The organism is Vitreoscilla filiformis (assembly GCF_002222655.1).
Taxonomy (GTDB): Bacteria; Pseudomonadota; Gammaproteobacteria; order Burkholderiales; family Burkholderiaceae_C; genus Ideonella; species Ideonella filiformis.
On sequence record NZ_CP022423.1, the window covers coordinates 2,851,474 to 2,867,306 of the forward strand.

A 15,833-nucleotide genomic window follows, 5' to 3' on the forward strand; every position below is an offset into this window, starting at 1 on the left:
ATGGCGTTTCAGGCTCGTCGTGAAAAAGAAAAAGGGCAGCGTCAGGGCTGGATGGCGCCGGCAAATGCGTCGATGAGGGGGCGCAGCTTGTCGCGCTTCAATTTCAGCGCGGCCTGGTTCACCACCAGGCGCGACGAAATTTCCATGATCTGCTCGACTTCCACCAAATGATTGGCCACCAGCGTTTTGCCGGTGGAGACCAAATCCACGATGGCATCGGCCAAACCGGTGAGCGGCGCCAGCTCCATCGAGCCGTACAGCTTGATGAGATCGACGTGAACACCTTTGTCGGCAAAGTGCTGACGCGCCACCGTGGTGTACTTGGTCGCCACGCGGATGCGCGTGCCTTGCTTGACCTGGGCGGCGTAATCGAAATCGTCCCGCACGGCCACGCTCATGCGGCATTTGGCGATGTTCAGGTCGAGCGGCTGGTAAAGGCCCTCGCCGCCATGCTCCAACAGCACGTCCTTGCCGGCCACGCCCAGGTCGGCGCCGCCGTATTGCACATAGGTCGGCACGTCGGTGGCGCGCACCAGCACGACGCGCACATCGGGCTGGTTCGTCGGCAGGATGAGTTTGCGGGTCTTTTCCGGGTCTTCCAGCACTTCGATGCCCGCCGCCGCCAGCAGCGGCAGCGTCTCTTCAAAAATGCGGCCCTTGGAGAGCGCCAGGGTGATCATTGCGAAATCCTCTCGATGTCGGCGCCAATGGCGCGCAGCTTGGCTTCCATGCGGTCGTAGCCCCGGTCCAAGTGGTAAATGCGATCCACCTTGGTTTCGCCCTCGGCCACCAAACCAGCGATGACGAGGCTGGCCGATGCACGCAAATCCGTGGCCATCACCATCGCGCCCGACAGCCTCGGCACACCTTGCACCACGGCCATGTGGCCATCGGTTTCGATCTTGGCGCCCAGGCGCATCAGCTCGCTGACGTGCATGAAACGGTTTTCAAAAATCGTTTCGCTGATCTTGGCCGTGCCCTCGGCGATGCAGTTCACCGCCATGAACTGGGCTTGCATGTCGGTCGGGAAAGCCGGGTATTCGCTGGTGCGGAAGCTCACCGCCTTGGGGCGGCCAGCGGCTTGCACGCGGATCCAGCCGTCACCGCTTGTCACCGTGGCTCCGGCTTCGTGCAGCTTGTCGATCACGGCATCGAGGTGGTCGGCGCGGGCGTTTTGCAGCACCACGTCCCCGCCCGTCGCGGCCACGGCACACAAGAAGGTGCCGGCTTCGATGCGATCGGGAATGATGCAGTGCGGCACCTGGGGCGCATGCAGCGCCGGCACGCCCTGGATGCGGATGCGGTGCGTGCCGTGGCCTTCAATCTTGGCGCCCATGCCGATGAGCATCTCGGCCAGATCGGGAATTTCCGGCTCTTGCGCGGCGTTTTCGAGGATGGTTTCGCCTTCAGCCAGGGCGGCGGCCATCATCAGATTTTCGGTGCCGGTGACCGTCACCATGTCGGTGGTGATGCGCGCCCCGCGCAGGCGGCGCTGGCCGGCAGCGTTCAAAGGCGCCAGGGCGTTGATGAAGCCATGCTCGACGGAGATTTCCGCGCCCATGGCCTGCATGCCCTTGATGTGCTGATCCACGGGCCGCGAGCCAATCGCGCAGCCGCCCGGCAGGGACACCCGCGCCGTGCCAAAACGCGCCAGCAGCGGCCCCAGCACGAGGATGGAAGCGCGCATGGTTTTGACCAGCTCGTAAGGCGCTTCGGTGCTGTTGATGCGGCTGGCATCGATGTGAACATCGCTGTCACGCTCGGGGCTGCGCTCGGCGCTGGCGCCCATGTGGCGCAGCACCTTCAGCGTGGTGGCCACGTCTTGCAGGCGCGGCACGTTGCGCAAGGTGAAGGGCTCGGGGCAGAGCAAAGCGGCGCACAGCTCGGGCAGCGCCGCATTTTTGGCGCCAGAGATGGTGACTTCGCCTTGCAAGGCGCGTCCGCCGCGAATCAAAAGTTTGTCCATGGTGTCGGGAACGTCCGGGGGAGGCTGGGGGGCAACCCTGGGCGCCGACACGGTGGACACCGCCCGCACACCCCAAGGAGGCAGCGCGGCGGCTCAACCGCAGCACGCTCCGGGCTGCGGGAGGCGAATCAATGGCGGTGTTCGGCCGGGGCGGCGTGGCGCGCCTCGGGGCCGGCGGCGGCCCACTCGGCCGGGGTGAGCGTTTTCATCGACAGGGCGTGGATTTCGGCGCGCATCCGGTCGCCCAAAGCGGCGTAAACGCGTTGGTGACGGCGCACACGCATCAGCCCTTCGAACTCAGCCGAGACGACGGTGGCGTAGAAATGCTGGCCGTCGCCTTCCACTTCCAGGTGCTCGCAGGACAGACCTGCGCTGATGTAGGCGTGCAGTTGGGCGGGGGTGGGATGGGCCATAGTGAGGAAATTATCTCATTGACGAAGTTTGTAGCCGCTGGCCAGCAGGCGCAGCGTCAGCGCGGACACCGCCAACGCTGCCACGCCCACCACGCCCAGGCTGATCCACGGCGACACGTCGCTCACGCCAAAGAAGCCGTGGCGGAAGCCGTCGATCATGTAGAAAAACGGGTTGAGGTGGCTGGCAGCTTGCCAAAACGGCGGCAAGGTATGCACCGAGTAGAACACCCCGGCCAGCATTGTCATGGGCATGACGAGGAAGTTTTGGAAAGCGGCCATCTGGTCGAACTTTTCTGCCCACAGGCCAGCGATCAGGCCGAGGGAACCCATCAGCCACGCGCCCATCAAGGCGAAAGTCAGCACCCACAGCGGTTGGGCCAAGCCGGGCGGCGCAAACCACACCGTCACCAGCAGCACGCCGGTGCCGACCACCAAACCGCGCACCACCGACGCCGCCACATACGCCACAAACCACGCCCAGGGCGACAGCGGCGTCACCAGCAAAAACACGATGTTGCCGGTGATCTTGCTCTGGATCAGGCTGGACGAGGTGTTGGCAAACGCGTTTTGCAGCACGCTCATCATCACCAAACCCGGGATGAGAAAAGCGCTGTAGCTGATGCGGTCATACACCTTGACGTGGTCTTCCAGCACATGGCCGAAGATCAGCAAGTACAGCACGGCGGTGAGCACAGGTGCGCCCACGGTTTGGAAACTCACCTTCCAAAAACGCAGCACTTCTTTGTAAAACAGCGTGCCCGCGCCAGCCAGCAGCGCGGGGGTGTGCGGTGCGGCGCTCATGCGGCCACCTCCTGCGCGGTGCCGGGGCCGGCTGCGCCTTGCATGATCGAGAGAAACACGTCTTCCAAATCGGCGCGGCCGATCTCCAGGTCTTCGACGCGCACGCCCGCTTGGCGCAACTGGGCCAGCACGGTTTCCACGCCGGCGGCGTCTTTGGTGGGAATTTGCGCCATGCGGCCCGTCACCCGCGCCAGTGGGGCCAGGGTGGGCGGCAGCGCGTCATCGGTTTTGAAGCGCAACATCTGGCCTTGCGCTGCCGACAGCAGTTTGGCCGTGCGATCCAACGCCACCACTTTGCCCGCCTTGAGCATGGCGATGCGCCAGCACAGGGCCTCCGCTTCTTCCAAGTAGTGCGTCGTCAACAGCACGGCATGGCCTTGGCGGTTGAGCTGGGCGATGAAGTGCCACAGCGTTTGGCGCAACTCCACGTCCACGCCGGCGGTGGGTTCGTCCAGCACGATGACGGGCGGCTTATGCACCAACGCTTGCGCCACCAACACGCGGCGCTTCATGCCGCCGGACAGTTGGCGCATGTTGGCGTTGGCTTTGTCGGCCAAGCCCAGGCCGGCGAGCAGCTCGTCGATCCACGCGTCGTTGTGTTTCACGCCGAAGTAGCCGCTCTGGATGCGCAAACTTTCGCGCACCGAGAAAAACGGGTCAAACACCAGCTCCTGCGGCACGATGCCCAGGGCACGGCGGGCCGAGGTGTAGTCGGCGCGGACATCGTGGCCCATCACCGTCACCCGGCCTTCGGTGGCTTGCGCCAGCCCGGCCAAGATGCTGATGAGCGTGGTTTTGCCGGCCCCATTCGGGCCAAGCAAGCCGAAGAACTCACCTTCTTCGATGTCGAAACTCACGCCATCGAGGGCGCGCAGGGTGCCACGGGCACCACGGTAGGTCTTGGCGACCCCCTGGAAGGAAACAGCAGGCATGGCGCGGATTGTAGGAAGGGGCCAATGTCCTTGCTTCAGCGCGTCCGGCGCCGGCTGCGGTTGGCTTTGCCCGGCACCCGCCCCTGTTGCATGAGCTGGCGCCCTTGGGTCTCCAGGCGATCGAGGCTGCGCCACAGGATGGCCAGCTCATCCGGTGCCAAGGCAGCGCCCAGCTCGACGTTGATTTGGGCCACTTGCGGGAAGATTTTGGCGTACAGGGCTTGCCCGGATTCGGTCAGTGCGATCCACACTTTGCGGCCATCTTGCGCATCGCGCCGGGTTTGCACCAGCGCCTTGGCCAGCAGCCCCTGCAACCCCCGCGAGGTGCGCACCCGATCCAACTGCAACCGATCGGCCAACGCCGACGAGGTCAGCGCCTCGCAGCCGTGCAGCGCTGCCAACAAAGCCCACTCGCGCCGGGTGATGCCATGTTCACCTTCGAGCAACCGCACCACCAAACAGCTCGTGGCCCGCATCACCCGGGACAAACGGTAGAGCAACAAATCGTCCAACACCTGCGGCGCCAACGCAGACGAGGCACCAGAAGTCAACATGCCGGGTTCACCTACAGCCCAAAGTGATGGATTAGATCAATCATCACCTCGGCCCGTACATTGCCTGCGGCTCCATCGCCACCCATTCCATTCATTGTCCTGTGGGGTTCTCCAAATGTTGTTGACGCCGAACACCGTGCCCGCTTCCCTGACCCGCCGCCAAGTGTTGACCTGGGGGGCCACTGCCGCCACCGCCTTGAGCGGCTCGCTGGCCTGTGCTGCCGACCCCGCACCGGTGCAAGGCACGCTCACGTTGGTGGTGGGCTATGCCCCCGGCGGCGCCACCGACCGCGCCGCCCGTCTGATCGGTGAACACTTGCGCGCCCGCCATGGCTTGAACGTGATCGTGGACAACCGCACCGGCGCGGGCGGGCGCATCGCCGCGCAACAAGTCAAGCGGGCGGGTGCCGATCAAAACGTGCTGCTGCTGGCCAACCCGGCCACCATGGTCATCGCCCCCGTGGTGTTCAAAGACGCGGGCTACGACCCGGAAAAGGACTTCGTGCCGGTCAGCCAAGTCAGCGAATACCAGTTTGCCATCGCGGTGGGCGCCTCAATTCCGCTCAAGGAAGTGAACCACCTGTTCGCCTGGCTGCGCAGCAACCCGGATCGGGCCAACTTCGGTGTGCCAGCCACGGGCAGCTTGCCGCACTTTTTCAGCTTGATGCTGGCCGAGCAAGCCAAGGTGTCGCCGCAGATCATCGGCTACAAAGGGTCGGCCCCGCTGCAAACCGATTTGATCGGCGGCCAGGTGCCCGTGGCCATCGACACCCTGGACTCACTTTATGCCCTGCACCAAGCGGGCAAGCTGCGCATCTTGGCCAGCTCGGGCGAGCAACGCGCCAGCTTTGCGCGGGATATCCCTACCTTCAGGGAGGCTGGCCTGAAACTGAGCGCCAACGGCTGGAATACCTTCTTTGCGCCCGTACAGATGCCCAGTGCGAAGGTACAGTGGCTCGCAACCGCCATACGCGCCGCTATGCAAGAACCGTCGATCCGTCAAGCGTTCGACAAAGTGTTCATGACACCCGTCATCACAAATCAGGAGGAAACGCGGCGCGCCTTGGCCCAATTCCGTGCGCAGTGGCTGCCCATTGTGCAGCGCACGCACTTTGAGCCTTGAACTTGTTCCTCCTGCTGCCATGAATGACCGTCTGCTCTCGTCTCGTCCCCATCGGGTGACTCGGCCACTGGCCGCCTTGGCGCTGGGCTGTGCCAGCCTGCTGCTCCCCTGGTCAGTGGCCCATGCCGCCCCCGACGACACCCTGACCTTGGTGGTGGGTTATCCCGCCGGGGGCACGACGGATCAGGTCGCACGCATCTTGGCACCCCATCTGAGTGCCCGCCTGCGCATGCCGGTCAAGGTGGAAAACCGGGTGGGCCACGGTGGCCATCAAGCCGCCCGTGACGTGGCCAAGGCCGATGCCTCGCAAAATGTGCTGCTGCTGAGCAACCCAGCGGTGATGGTGATTGCGCCCGTCACCCAAAACAACCTCGGCTACAGCCCCGACAAGGATTTCACCCCGGTCGCCCACGTCGTCGATTACGAACTGGCCTTGGCGATCAACAAGGATTTGCCCCCGAATCGGATGATGTTCTTGGTCAGTTGGCTGTGGTCGCACCCCGAAGACAGCCGCTTTGCCGTGCCTGCGCTGGCCAGTCTGCCCCACTTTTTTGGGCTGAAGTTGAGCGTGGCGGCCCGGGTCAAACCCACCATCGTGGATGGCAAAGGCTCGGCGGCTCTGGCCGCCAATTTGGCCAGTGGCCGGGAAAAAATCGCCATTGACACCCTGAGCGCCTTGTTGCCCCGTCACCAAAAAGGCGACGTGATCATTCTGGCGACTTCGGGCCGGCAACGCGCCAAACAACTGCCCGACGTGCCCACCTTCTACGAGAACGGCCTCAAGATCAGCGCCCTGGGTTGGAATGCGTTTTACGCGCCCAGCAGCATGCCAGCCGCCAAGGTGCAGATGCTGGGGGGGCACATCCGATCCGTCATGAGCGATCCGGCGGTGCGCAAGGCCATTTTGAACACAGGCATGGTGCCCGTGGCCGCCGGCCCCGACGAAACCGCGCAGATGTTGCGCCGCTTCCGCAGCGAATGGGAGCCATTGGTGCGCCACTACAGCTTTGCCCCCTGATTTTTTTCTGTGATGACCCGCAACGTCTTGTTCATCATGGCCGACCAGCTTCGCCGGGATCACCTGGCGTGCTACGGCCACCCCTACATACGCACCCCGCATCTGGACGCCCTGGCGCGGCGCGGTGTGCGCTTTGATCAAGCTTATGTGAACTCTGGCGTGTGTGGCCCGTCGCGCATGAGTTACTACACGGGGCGTTACCCCAGCAGCCACGGTGCCACCTGGAACCGGGTGCCGTTGCCGATTGGCGAAGTGACGCTCGGGGAATACCTGCGCAGCGCGGGGCACCGCTTGGCGCTGGCAGGCAAAACCCACGTCATGCCCGACCATGCCGGCTTGCAGCGCTTGGACATCGACGGCGGCTCCGCCCTGGGCGCGCTGCTGCGCCGAGGCGGTTTCGAGGAAATCGACCGCTACGACGGCCACCATCGCCCCGGCGCCGAAAGCGGTTACCCGGCCTTCCTGCGCGCCATGGGCTATGACAGCGCCGATCCGTGGAGCGATTACGTCATTTCTGGCATCGACGCCAGCGGCCAAGTGGTGAGCGGCTGGCACATGCGCAACGTCCACCTGCCGGCGCGTGTGGCCGAACCGCACTCGGAAACGGCCTACATGACGGATCAGGCGATGGATTTCATGTCCCGCCAAGGGGATTCGCCTTGGGTGCTGCACCTCAGTTACGTCAAACCGCATTGGCCGTACATGGCGCCGGCGCCCTACCACGCACGCTACAGCTTCGACCAGTGTTTGCCGGTGCAGCGCCATGCCGCTGAGTTGGAGGACGCGCATCCCGTCGTCGCGGCGTACCGCCAGAGCGAGGAAAGCCAAAGTTTCGCCATGGAGGACTGCGTGCGCACCGTGCGCCCGGTCTACCAGGGGTTGATCGAACAGCTCGATCACCACCTGGGCCGCCTGTTCGAACACATGGATCGGCTCGGTGTGCTCCAAGACACGCTGATTCTCTTTTGCGCCGACCACGGTGAATTCCTCGGCGACCATTGGCTGGGCGAAAAAGAACTGTTTTACGACATGGTGCAGCGCGTGCCCTTCATCGTCGTCGATCCAAGCCCGGCGGCGGATGCCACGCGGGGGCAGGTCGAACAGCGCCTCGTTGAAAGCGTGGACGTGGTGCCCACGATTCTTTCGGCCTTGGGCCTGCCCTGCCCGTCTCACCGCTTGGAGGGCCGCAGCCTGCTGCCGCTGCTGCACGGCCACACCACGGACTGGCGCGACGCGGCGTTTTCCGAGCTGGACTACAGCTTCAAGCTCGCCCGTCGCCGCCTGGGGCACACGCCGCAAAACGCCCGCGCCTATTCGGTGCGACAGGGCCGCTGGCGTTACGTCTACTGGCTCGAAGCGCCCGAACAGCTCTACGACCTGGAAGCCGATCCGCACGAAATGCACGACCTTGGCCGCGAGGCCAGCACCGCCAGCGTGCGCCAAGCCCTGCGCGACACGCTGTTGGACTGGCTGGCCCGCCGCAAACGCCGCACCACACTCACCGACGAGCAAGTCGAAACCTCGACCCACGCGCACAAACAAGCCGGGGTGTATTTCGGGCAGTGGTGAGCGGCGCGGCTGTGCGATGCTTGCGCCGTTTTTGCTCTACTGCCTCACCCCCCTAATCTGTCATGAAATACATCGCTTCTCTGGTTGTGCTGGCTTGGCTATCGGGCTGCGCCACCCAAGAAACCATCGACACCGACATTGAAACCGATGCCGTCACCGGTGCCAAAGTGCGGCGCGAGCGCATCAACCTGCCGCAAAACGTCGAATGCACGGACTTTGCCAAGCTCTCCAGCAGCGTCACCCCGCCGGAGCTGTACGGCGGTTTGGTGCGCTGCATTCAGGAAGATCGCTTGAACATCGCGGTGCGCTACTTCGCCTTGGCCGGCACCTACACGACTTACGACACCTACCGCGTCACGGAGGCCGAGCCCCGCAAACTGCACAACAAACTGCCGTTGCGCGTGCGTGAGTTGGTGGGAGAGAAAAAGTGGCGGGAATTTTGGGCCACCACCACCACCACCTTGAGCACGCCGGACACGCTGGCCGAGGTGTGTCACGACGTGCGCAAAATGGCACCGCCCCAATACACCCCACGCTACATGAGCAAGACCAGCCCTGCCGCCAACGTCGAAGGCAACGCTGCCGCGTTCTACGGCAAGGCGCTGGAGAGCTATCTGCACTGCCCCAAGAGCTGAGCCTTGTGATGCCCCCTCGCCGCAGCCCCACCCCGCCGGAACTTCAGCCCGTGTTGGCCCTGTTGAGCACCCTGGAGCCGCTCATCTACGCGGCCAACGCTGGGGCTGACCGTGCGCACTTCGAAGCCTTGCTGGCTCCGGATTTTTGGGAGGTCGGCGGCTCCGGCCAGGTTTACGACCGGGCGTTCGTGCTGGATACCCTGGAGGAACGCCAGCGCCATCCCCGCGAAGAAGCGTGGCACACCTTCGACTGGCACCTGCGGCCCGTCGATGAGCGCCACGTTTTGCTGACCTATGCGTTGCAGCAACCGACCCGGCTGTCCCGCCGCGCCACCTTGTGGCGCCGTACCACCGACGGCTGGCAGATGGTGTACCACCAAGGGACGCCCGTGCTCTAAGCTATTTCCCGCAAGGGTTGATCTTTGACAGGGCCGATTGCAATGCAAAAATCAACGCACGAGCTTGGTCAAAATCAAGCTCTAACTCAGTATTCCCAATGACATCTGAGTCATTTATTCTGGGATCAACAATGTCGGGTACGTCTTCCAGCCTCACATCTGGATTGATCATCCATGTCTCTACATTGATAAAACCCCGGTGTATGTTAGCTTGAACATCGATAAAGCCTTGCCGATAAGCCACTCCAGCACAGCGTATTTTATTTTCAGCAGGCATGAGGTACCCTGAATCAACCGAGATATCAGGCCCGTCCTTTTCTAGTGCGGGCGCAGCACATATTCGTTGTACCACACCCGCCCCGACCGTGATCAGTCAGCGAGAGCAACCCATTGCTGGCACTTGCTTCGCTGACCAAAAATATCGAAACTCTGATGATCCCTCCCGGTAAGCCCAAGACCTTCGCACACAACCTTGATTCGTCGCCCCAATGACGAATGCAATTGCTGAAACGGCGCATCGGTACTCATCGAAGCCAATGCATCAATATAGCGCCGTTGATTTTTATGCGCCAGCTCTCGAATCACCAAATGTGAATCAAAAGGCACCTTCAGTGATTGAACCACTTCGGCGATTGCAGCATCCCAATCTTCCATAAAAACACCTTTCCTCATGAGTTTCAGTGGTCTATTGCCATCATCTGGTCATGATGATGTGCGTGAAGGGTGACTAACCCTTTTTCTTGCGCGAGGTGGCAGCCCGCCGAGCCACGTTCCCCCGCCCCGCCTGCGCAGCCCGGGCGCCCTGGATCGATTTGGCGGATTTGGCAGCGCGTTTGGCTTGTCGATCCGCTTGCTGCGTGGCTGCCAAAGTCTGCACCGCGCTTGCGCTCTCCGCCGAACGCCCCTTGGCCAGCAAACGCTCGCCATCACCCTCGCGCACGATGCGGAAGTCAATGCGACGCCCGTCCAAGTCCACCCGGCTCACCTGCACCTTGACCTTGGTGCCGATGACATAACGCAAGCCCGTGCGCTCGCCGCGCAGTTCCTGGCGCACTTCGTCAAAGCGGAAATACTCGCCACCCAGCTCGGTGATGTGGATCAGCCCTTCGACATACAACGCATCCAGCGTGACGAACACGCCAAAACTCGTCACCGCCGACACGGTGCCCATGAACTCCTCGCCCAAGCGCTCGCGCATGTAACGGCATTTGAGCCAAGCTTGCACATCGGATGATGCCTCGTCGGCGCGGCGCTCGTTGGCGCTGCAATGCAGGCCGATTTGCTCCCACAACGGCACTTCCGCCGCCCCGCTGCGCGTGGGCTTTTTAGCCCCCGGTTCGGGCGCTGGCGGCAGGCCCCGCCCGCCCAGGCGCATGGTTTGGCGCTCCACCCCAGCGCCGACGTTTTTCACCGCCAACCGTTTGCCCGTCAGCAGGGCTTTGATGACGCGATGCACCATCAAATCCGGATAACGGCGAATCGGGCTGGTGAAGTGCGTATAACCCGAGTAAGCCAGACCGAAATGGCCGCTGTTGTGCGGCGTGTAAATCGCTTGCTGCATCGAACGCAGCAACATGGTGTGAATTTGCTGTGCGTCTGGTCGGTCTTGTGTGGCTTTGGAGATGGCTTGCAACTCGGCTGGTTTCGGGTCGTCGCTCAGCGTAAAACCCAGCCCCAGCGCTTTGAGATAGTTTTGCAGGGCTTGACGTTTCTCGGGCGTCGGGCCTTCGTGGACACGGAACAGGCCAGGATGCTTTTTCTCCGCAATGAAATCTGCCGCGCAGACGTTGGCCGCCAGCATGGTTTCTTCGATGAGGCGGTGTGCATCGTTGCGCACACGCGGCACGATTTGCTGAATGCGCCCCAGCTCATCACAGACAATCTGGGTTTCGGTGGTTTCAAAGTCCACCGCCCCACGCCGGTTGCGCGCCTTGAGCAGCGCCCGGTACAGCTCATGTAGGTTCACCAGATGCGGCACCAGCTCGGCGCGCTTTTGCGCTTCCGGCCCGCGTGTGTTGGCCAGGGCGGCAGCCACCTCGGTATAAGTCAGGCGGGCGTGCGAGCGGATCACTGCCGGGTAAAACTGGTAAGCCTGAATCTCGCCTTCCTCGTCGATCACCATGTCGCACACCATCGACAGGCGTTCGACCTCAGGATTCAGCGAACACAGCCCGTTCGAAAGTTTCTCCGGCAACATCGGAATCACCCGACGCGGAAAATACACCGACGTAGCACGCTCGAACGCATCCTTGTCCAGCGCCTCGCCGGGTTTGACGTAATGGCTCACGTCGGCAATTGCCACCAGCAAGCGCCAGCCCTTCAGCGCCGACTTGCCCCGACCGCTGCTGTGCGGCTCGCAGTACACCGCATCGTCAAAATCCCGCGCATCTTCCCCGTCGATGGTGACGAGTGGCACATCGCGCAGGTCGATGCGCTGTTTGTAATCGGCTGGGCGCAGTTTGTCCGGCAACGCGGCGGCTTGGGCCACGGTTTCCGGGCTGAAAATGTGCGGCACGCCGTATTTGCGCACCGCGATTTCGATTTCCATGCCAGGGTCGTCGATCTGCCCCAGCACTTCCACCACGCGCCCCACGGGCTGGGAGAACATGCTCGGTGGCTCGGTCAACTCCACCGACACCACCTGCCCCGCCTGCGCACTGGCCACGGCGTTTTTGGGGATGAGGATGTCTTGCCCGTAACGCTTGTCTTCCGGTGCGACGATCCACGCCCCCTTCTCCAGCAGCAACCGGCCAATGATGGGGGTTTTGCGGCGCTCCAGAATGTCCACCACCCGTCCTTCGGGCCGGCCTTTGCGATCCAACCGCACCACGCGCACTTTGACGCGGTCTCGATGCAACACACCGCGCATTTCCTGCGGGCTGAGATAGATGCTGTCCCCCCCCGCATCCGGCTGGACGAAGCCGTGACCATCCCGGTGACCTTGCACCGTGCCCTCCAGCTCGGCCATTAATGTTGAGTTATTTTCTTGGTTATTTTTCAAAATTTTTGCCACAAACGGCCTTTCTTAGACATAATTCAATTCTTCGCTGAACAGCGCAACGCAAAACGAAGCACAAACAGCGATAAGCCCAGGTGGCGGAATTGGTAGACGCACTAGTTTCAGGTACTAGCGGGTAACTCCGTGGAGGTTCGAGTCCTCTCCTGGGCACCAAGATCGTAAAGGCCAGCAGCGAAAGTTGCTGGCCTTTTTCGTTTTGTGCATCGCAAAGATGCCAAAAAAGGCGGCTTGCCTGCACAGCTCGCCGCCTCGTTCGCCTTAGATCGACAACTTGCGCGCCAGACCCGCTGGGCGCAATGTGTCGTACTCTTCGAAAGGCTGGTGAATCCACAGGCTCGTGGCCAGCATTTCGACGTAATAGTCCGGCGTGTAGCAGGACACCGCTTTCGTCCACAGCACCGCCGAGCGCAGCTCGGCAATGGCCGGCATGCCGCGCAGGCGCTCGACCACCGCTTGCAGCGTCACCCCGGAATCGGCCAAATCGTCCACCAGCAGCACGCGGCCAGCCAGCTCGCCCTTGGGCATGGTGATGTACTTGGCCATGTCGAGGCGACCCTGAATGGTGCCGCCCTCAGCGCGGTAGCTGCTCGTGGCCATGATGGCCAGCGGCTTGTCAAACACCCGCGAAAGCACATCCCCCGGGCGCAGGCCACCCCGGGCCAGGCACAGGATTTGGTCAAACTCCCAGCCCGAAGCGTGTACCTTGAGCGCCAGCTTCTCGATCAGCAGGTGGTACTCGTCCCAGGAGACGTAGAGGTGCTTGCCGTCATCGGTGAGCATCATCGTGTCCTTTCTCATCAGCCTCGGAACGGGTGGCGCAGCAGGATGGTGTGATCCCGGTCGGGGCCGGTGGACACCATGTCAATCGGCGCACCGATGATTTCTTCCACGCGCTTCAGGTAAGCGCGGGCGTTTTCGGGCAGGCCGTCCCACGTCGTCACGCCGAAGGTGCTTTGCGTCCAGCCGGGGAAGGTTTCGTATTGCGGTTCGCAGAACTGGATGTCGTCCGCGTCCAGCGGCAGGATGTCGATGGGCTCGCCGCGCAGGGTGTAGCCGACGCACACCTTGATTTCCGACAAACCATCGAGCACGTCCAGCTTGGTGATGCACAGGCCGGTCACGCCGTTGATGATGATGGCGCGCTTGAGCGCTGCCGCATCCAACCAACCGCAGCGGCGGGCGCGCCCCGTGACGGTGCCGCGCTCCTGGCCCACGGTCGAGAGGTGGTAGCCGATGGTGCCTTCATCGTCGATGGGCAGCTCGGTCGGGAACGGGCCCGAACCCACGCGGGTGGTGTAAGCCTTGGTGATGCCCAGGATGTAGTGCAGCAGATGCGGCCCCACGCCCGAACCGGCGGCGGCATTACCGGCCACGCAGTTGCTGGAAGTCACGAACGGATAGGTGCCGTGATCCACGTCCAACAGCGTGCCTTGTGCGCCTTCGAACAACAGGTTGTCGCCAGCCGCTTGGGACTTGTGGATCATGTAACCCACGTCGGCCATCATGGGCTTGAGTTCTTCGGCCAGCTTCATGGCTTGTTCGAAGATCGGCTCGAATTCCAACGTGGACGCCTTCAGATAGCCGCCCAGCGCCTCGTTGTGCAGCGCCAGCAAATCGCGCAGTTTCTTGGCGAAGCGATCCGGGTGCTTCAGGTCTTGCACGCGCAGGGCGCGGCGGGCGACCTTGTCTTCGTAGGCCGGGCCGATGCCCTTGCCCGTGGTGCCGATCTTGCCGGCGCCACTGTTTTCGCGCAGGGCTTCACGCGCCTTGTCCACTTCGACGTGGAACGGCAGGATCAGCGGGCAGGATTCGCTGATGAACAAGCGCGAGCGCACGTCCAACCCCGCTTTTTCCAGGCGAGCGATTTCAGACACCAAATGCGCCGGATCCACCACCACGCCGTTGCCGATGTAGCACTTCACGCCGTCGCGCATGATGCCGGACGGGATGAGTTGCAGCGCCGTCTTGACGCCGCGAATCACCAGCGTGTGACCAGCGTTGTGGCCACCTTGGAAGCGGGCCACGCCTTGGGCGTGTTCGGTGAGCCAGTCGACGACCTTGCCCTTGCCCTCGTCGCCCCATTGGGTGCCGACGACGACCACGTTACGGCCGCGCGCGGTGGCGGCCAAGCTGTTGCCTTGTTCCATGGCTGAAAATTCTGGTGTTCGATGAAGGGAAGCGGTTGCCGACGCGCTCACAGCGCGCACAGCACCCATTGGCCGTCGACCGCTCGCAATTCGCGGTCGCACTCGAATTCCTGCGTTTCGCTCTCATGGCCCGGCAGGATGCAGACCACGGTTTCGCCCACCGCCCGCAGGCGACGGATGGCGGCGCGCAACGCCGCGTCTTCGCCCCACGGGGCGCGGATGGCGGGGCGCGGGCGCGCTGCCGCCACCACGCCGCTCAGGCCCTTGAGATCCAAGCTGGCACCCACCGCCGGGCGGTTGCGGCCAAAGACGGCGCCCACCTCGTCGTAGCGCCCACCTCGGGCCAACGGATTGGGTGAACCCGCACCGTAAGCGGCAAAGCGCACGCCGCTGTAATAGGCGTAGCCGCTCATGTCGGACAGGTCAAAACCGATGCGCACACCTGGGCAAGCTTGGCGCACATGGCCGGCGAGCCACGCTAAATCGTCCAGCGCCTGGGCGATGGGCCCCCGGGCTGGCAGGCGTTGCCGGGCTTGAATCAGCACTTCGTCGCCGCCGTACAGGTCGAGCAGCACCAGCAGGGCGTCACGCGATTCGGCGGTGCAGCCCCGCGTCATGGCCCGTACAGCGCTGCCATCCTTGGCGGTGAGGGCTGCGACCAAATCGGTGAGGGCCTGCACATCCAGCATCAACCCGCCCAGCACCGAGCGCACCATGCGGGCGTGGCCCAAATCCAGGGTGAGGTTGCCCACACCCGAGCTGGCCAGCCCTTCGACGGTCAGCTCCAGCACTTCGAGATCGGCTTCTAGGCCCGCGTGGCCAAAAATTTCGATCCCGAGTTGCAGTGGCTCGCGTGTGGCGTGCAAGCCCGCCGGGCGGGTGTGCAGCACCGGGCCGCAGTAGCACAAGCGGGTGACGCCCTCGCGGTTGAGCAAATGCGCGTCGATGCGGGCGACTTGGGGGGTGGCGTCGGGCCGCAGGCCCAGCGTGCGCCCGCTGAGCTGATCCACCAGCTTGAAGGTTTTGAGATCCAGCTCGTGCCCGGTTCCAGACAACAAGGACTCCAGATGCTCCAGCATCGGAGGGATCACCAATTCAAAGCCGTAGGAGCGCGCCAGATCGAGCCATTGACGCCGCAGCTCCTCGATGCGCCGGGCCTGGGCTGGCAGGACGTCGGCGATGTGCTCTGGCAGCAGCCAAGCAGAGGACATGGATTGCACCGGGTAAAAAGCGAGATTCTACAAGGCAGCACACGCGA

The 15,833-nt window shown here is 63.2% G+C and carries 17 protein-coding genes and 1 tRNA gene; 6 read left to right on the plus strand and 12 right to left on the minus strand.

Features of this window, described 5'->3' with window-relative positions; all coding sequences use genetic code 11:
* Positions 1 to 41: 41 nt before the first annotated feature.
* From hisG to VITFI_RS13485, 6 genes are all read right to left on the minus strand, one after another.
* On the minus strand, positions 42 to 680 hold the full coding sequence (hisG, locus tag VITFI_RS13460; protein WP_089417401.1) for an ATP phosphoribosyltransferase: 639 nt from the start codon (positions 678 to 680) through the stop codon (positions 42 to 44).
* The gene (gene murA, locus VITFI_RS13465; protein ID WP_089417402.1) at positions 677 to 1,966 is read right to left on the minus strand and encodes a UDP-N-acetylglucosamine 1-carboxyvinyltransferase; all 1,290 of its coding nucleotides are present in this window, start codon (positions 1,964 to 1,966) and stop codon (positions 677 to 679) included. Before murA ends, hisG begins: the two co-directional genes overlap by 4 nt.
* A gap of 128 nt (positions 1,967 to 2,094) precedes the next feature.
* Positions 2,095 to 2,379, minus strand: a complete 285-nt coding sequence (locus VITFI_RS13470) for a BolA family protein (RefSeq protein ID WP_089417403.1) — start codon at positions 2,377 to 2,379, stop codon at positions 2,095 to 2,097.
* Between the two features lie 15 nt (positions 2,380 to 2,394).
* Positions 2,395 to 3,150 carry an ABC transporter permease gene (locus VITFI_RS13475; RefSeq protein ID WP_089418162.1) on the minus strand — a complete coding sequence of 252 codons (756 nt, stop codon included), beginning with the start codon at positions 3,148 to 3,150 and terminating at the stop codon, positions 2,395 to 2,397.
* A gap of 26 nt (positions 3,151 to 3,176) precedes the next feature.
* A complete protein-coding gene (locus VITFI_RS13480; protein ID WP_089417404.1) occupies positions 3,177 to 4,112 on the minus strand; it encodes an ABC transporter ATP-binding protein in 936 nt (311 codons plus the stop codon).
* Positions 4,113 to 4,147: 35 nt separating this feature from the next.
* Positions 4,148 to 4,666, minus strand: coding sequence for a MarR family winged helix-turn-helix transcriptional regulator (locus VITFI_RS13485; RefSeq protein ID WP_089417405.1), 519 nt, complete (start codon positions 4,664 to 4,666; stop codon positions 4,148 to 4,150).
* 115 nt (positions 4,667 to 4,781) lie between these two features.
* Here VITFI_RS13485 and VITFI_RS13490 point away from each other — a divergent pair, with 115 nt between their 5' ends.
* The 5 genes from VITFI_RS13490 (at position 4,782) to VITFI_RS13510 (ending at position 9,409) form a co-directional block, all read left to right on the plus strand.
* Positions 4,782 to 5,789 carry a tripartite tricarboxylate transporter substrate-binding protein gene (locus VITFI_RS13490; RefSeq protein ID WP_089417406.1) on the plus strand — a complete coding sequence of 336 codons (1,008 nt, stop codon included), beginning with the start codon at positions 4,782 to 4,784 and terminating at the stop codon, positions 5,787 to 5,789.
* Positions 5,790 to 5,808: 19 nt separating this feature from the next.
* A complete protein-coding gene (locus VITFI_RS13495; RefSeq protein ID WP_089417407.1) occupies positions 5,809 to 6,807 on the plus strand; it encodes a tripartite tricarboxylate transporter substrate-binding protein in 999 nt (332 codons plus the stop codon).
* A 12-nt stretch (positions 6,808 to 6,819) separates the two neighbouring features.
* Positions 6,820 to 8,376 (plus strand): sulfatase-like hydrolase/transferase, encoded by a 1,557-nt coding sequence (locus VITFI_RS13500; protein WP_089417408.1) that lies wholly within the window; start codon positions 6,820 to 6,822, stop codon positions 8,374 to 8,376.
* A 62-nt stretch (positions 8,377 to 8,438) separates the two neighbouring features.
* Positions 8,439 to 9,011: a hypothetical protein gene (locus VITFI_RS13505; protein WP_157725688.1), complete on the plus strand. Its 573-nt coding sequence runs from the start codon at positions 8,439 to 8,441 to the stop codon at positions 9,009 to 9,011.
* Positions 9,012 to 9,019: 8 nt separating this feature from the next.
* Entirely contained in the window at positions 9,020 to 9,409 is a 390-nt protein-coding gene (locus VITFI_RS13510; RefSeq protein ID WP_089417410.1) for a nuclear transport factor 2 family protein, read from the plus strand.
* Between the two features lies 1 nt (position 9,410).
* Here the strand turns inward: VITFI_RS13510 and VITFI_RS17990 are convergent, their stop codons facing one another.
* From VITFI_RS17990 to rnr, 3 genes are all read right to left on the minus strand, one after another.
* Positions 9,411 to 9,686 (minus strand): hypothetical protein, encoded by a 276-nt coding sequence (locus VITFI_RS17990; RefSeq protein WP_157725689.1) that lies wholly within the window; start codon positions 9,684 to 9,686, stop codon positions 9,411 to 9,413.
* Positions 9,687 to 9,778: 92 nt separating this feature from the next.
* A complete protein-coding gene (locus VITFI_RS17995; protein WP_157725690.1) occupies positions 9,779 to 10,063 on the minus strand; it encodes a hypothetical protein in 285 nt (94 codons plus the stop codon).
* Between the two features lie 73 nt (positions 10,064 to 10,136).
* The gene (rnr, locus tag VITFI_RS13515) at positions 10,137 to 12,422 is read right to left on the minus strand and encodes a ribonuclease R (protein ID WP_269768724.1); all 2,286 of its coding nucleotides are present in this window, start codon (positions 12,420 to 12,422) and stop codon (positions 10,137 to 10,139) included.
* A gap of 74 nt (positions 12,423 to 12,496) precedes the next feature.
* On the opposite strand from rnr, the gene VITFI_RS13520 reads away from it, so the two are divergent.
* Positions 12,497 to 12,581 (plus strand) — tRNA-Leu (locus tag VITFI_RS13520).
* A gap of 105 nt (positions 12,582 to 12,686) precedes the next feature.
* Here the strand turns inward: VITFI_RS13520 and VITFI_RS13525 are convergent.
* The 3 genes from VITFI_RS13525 to VITFI_RS13535 are packed head-to-tail and all read right to left on the minus strand — an operon-like array spanning position 12,687 to position 15,786.
* Positions 12,687 to 13,211, minus strand: coding sequence for a phosphoribosyltransferase (locus VITFI_RS13525; protein WP_232476623.1), 525 nt, complete (start codon positions 13,209 to 13,211; stop codon positions 12,687 to 12,689).
* 14 nt (positions 13,212 to 13,225) lie between these two features.
* Positions 13,226 to 14,575: an adenylosuccinate synthase gene (locus VITFI_RS13530; protein WP_089417412.1), complete on the minus strand. Its 1,350-nt coding sequence runs from the start codon at positions 14,573 to 14,575 to the stop codon at positions 13,226 to 13,228.
* 47 nt (positions 14,576 to 14,622) lie between these two features.
* Positions 14,623 to 15,786 (minus strand): ATP phosphoribosyltransferase regulatory subunit, encoded by a 1,164-nt coding sequence (locus VITFI_RS13535; RefSeq protein ID WP_089417413.1) that lies wholly within the window; start codon positions 15,784 to 15,786, stop codon positions 14,623 to 14,625.
* Positions 15,787 to 15,833 lie beyond the last annotated feature (47 nt).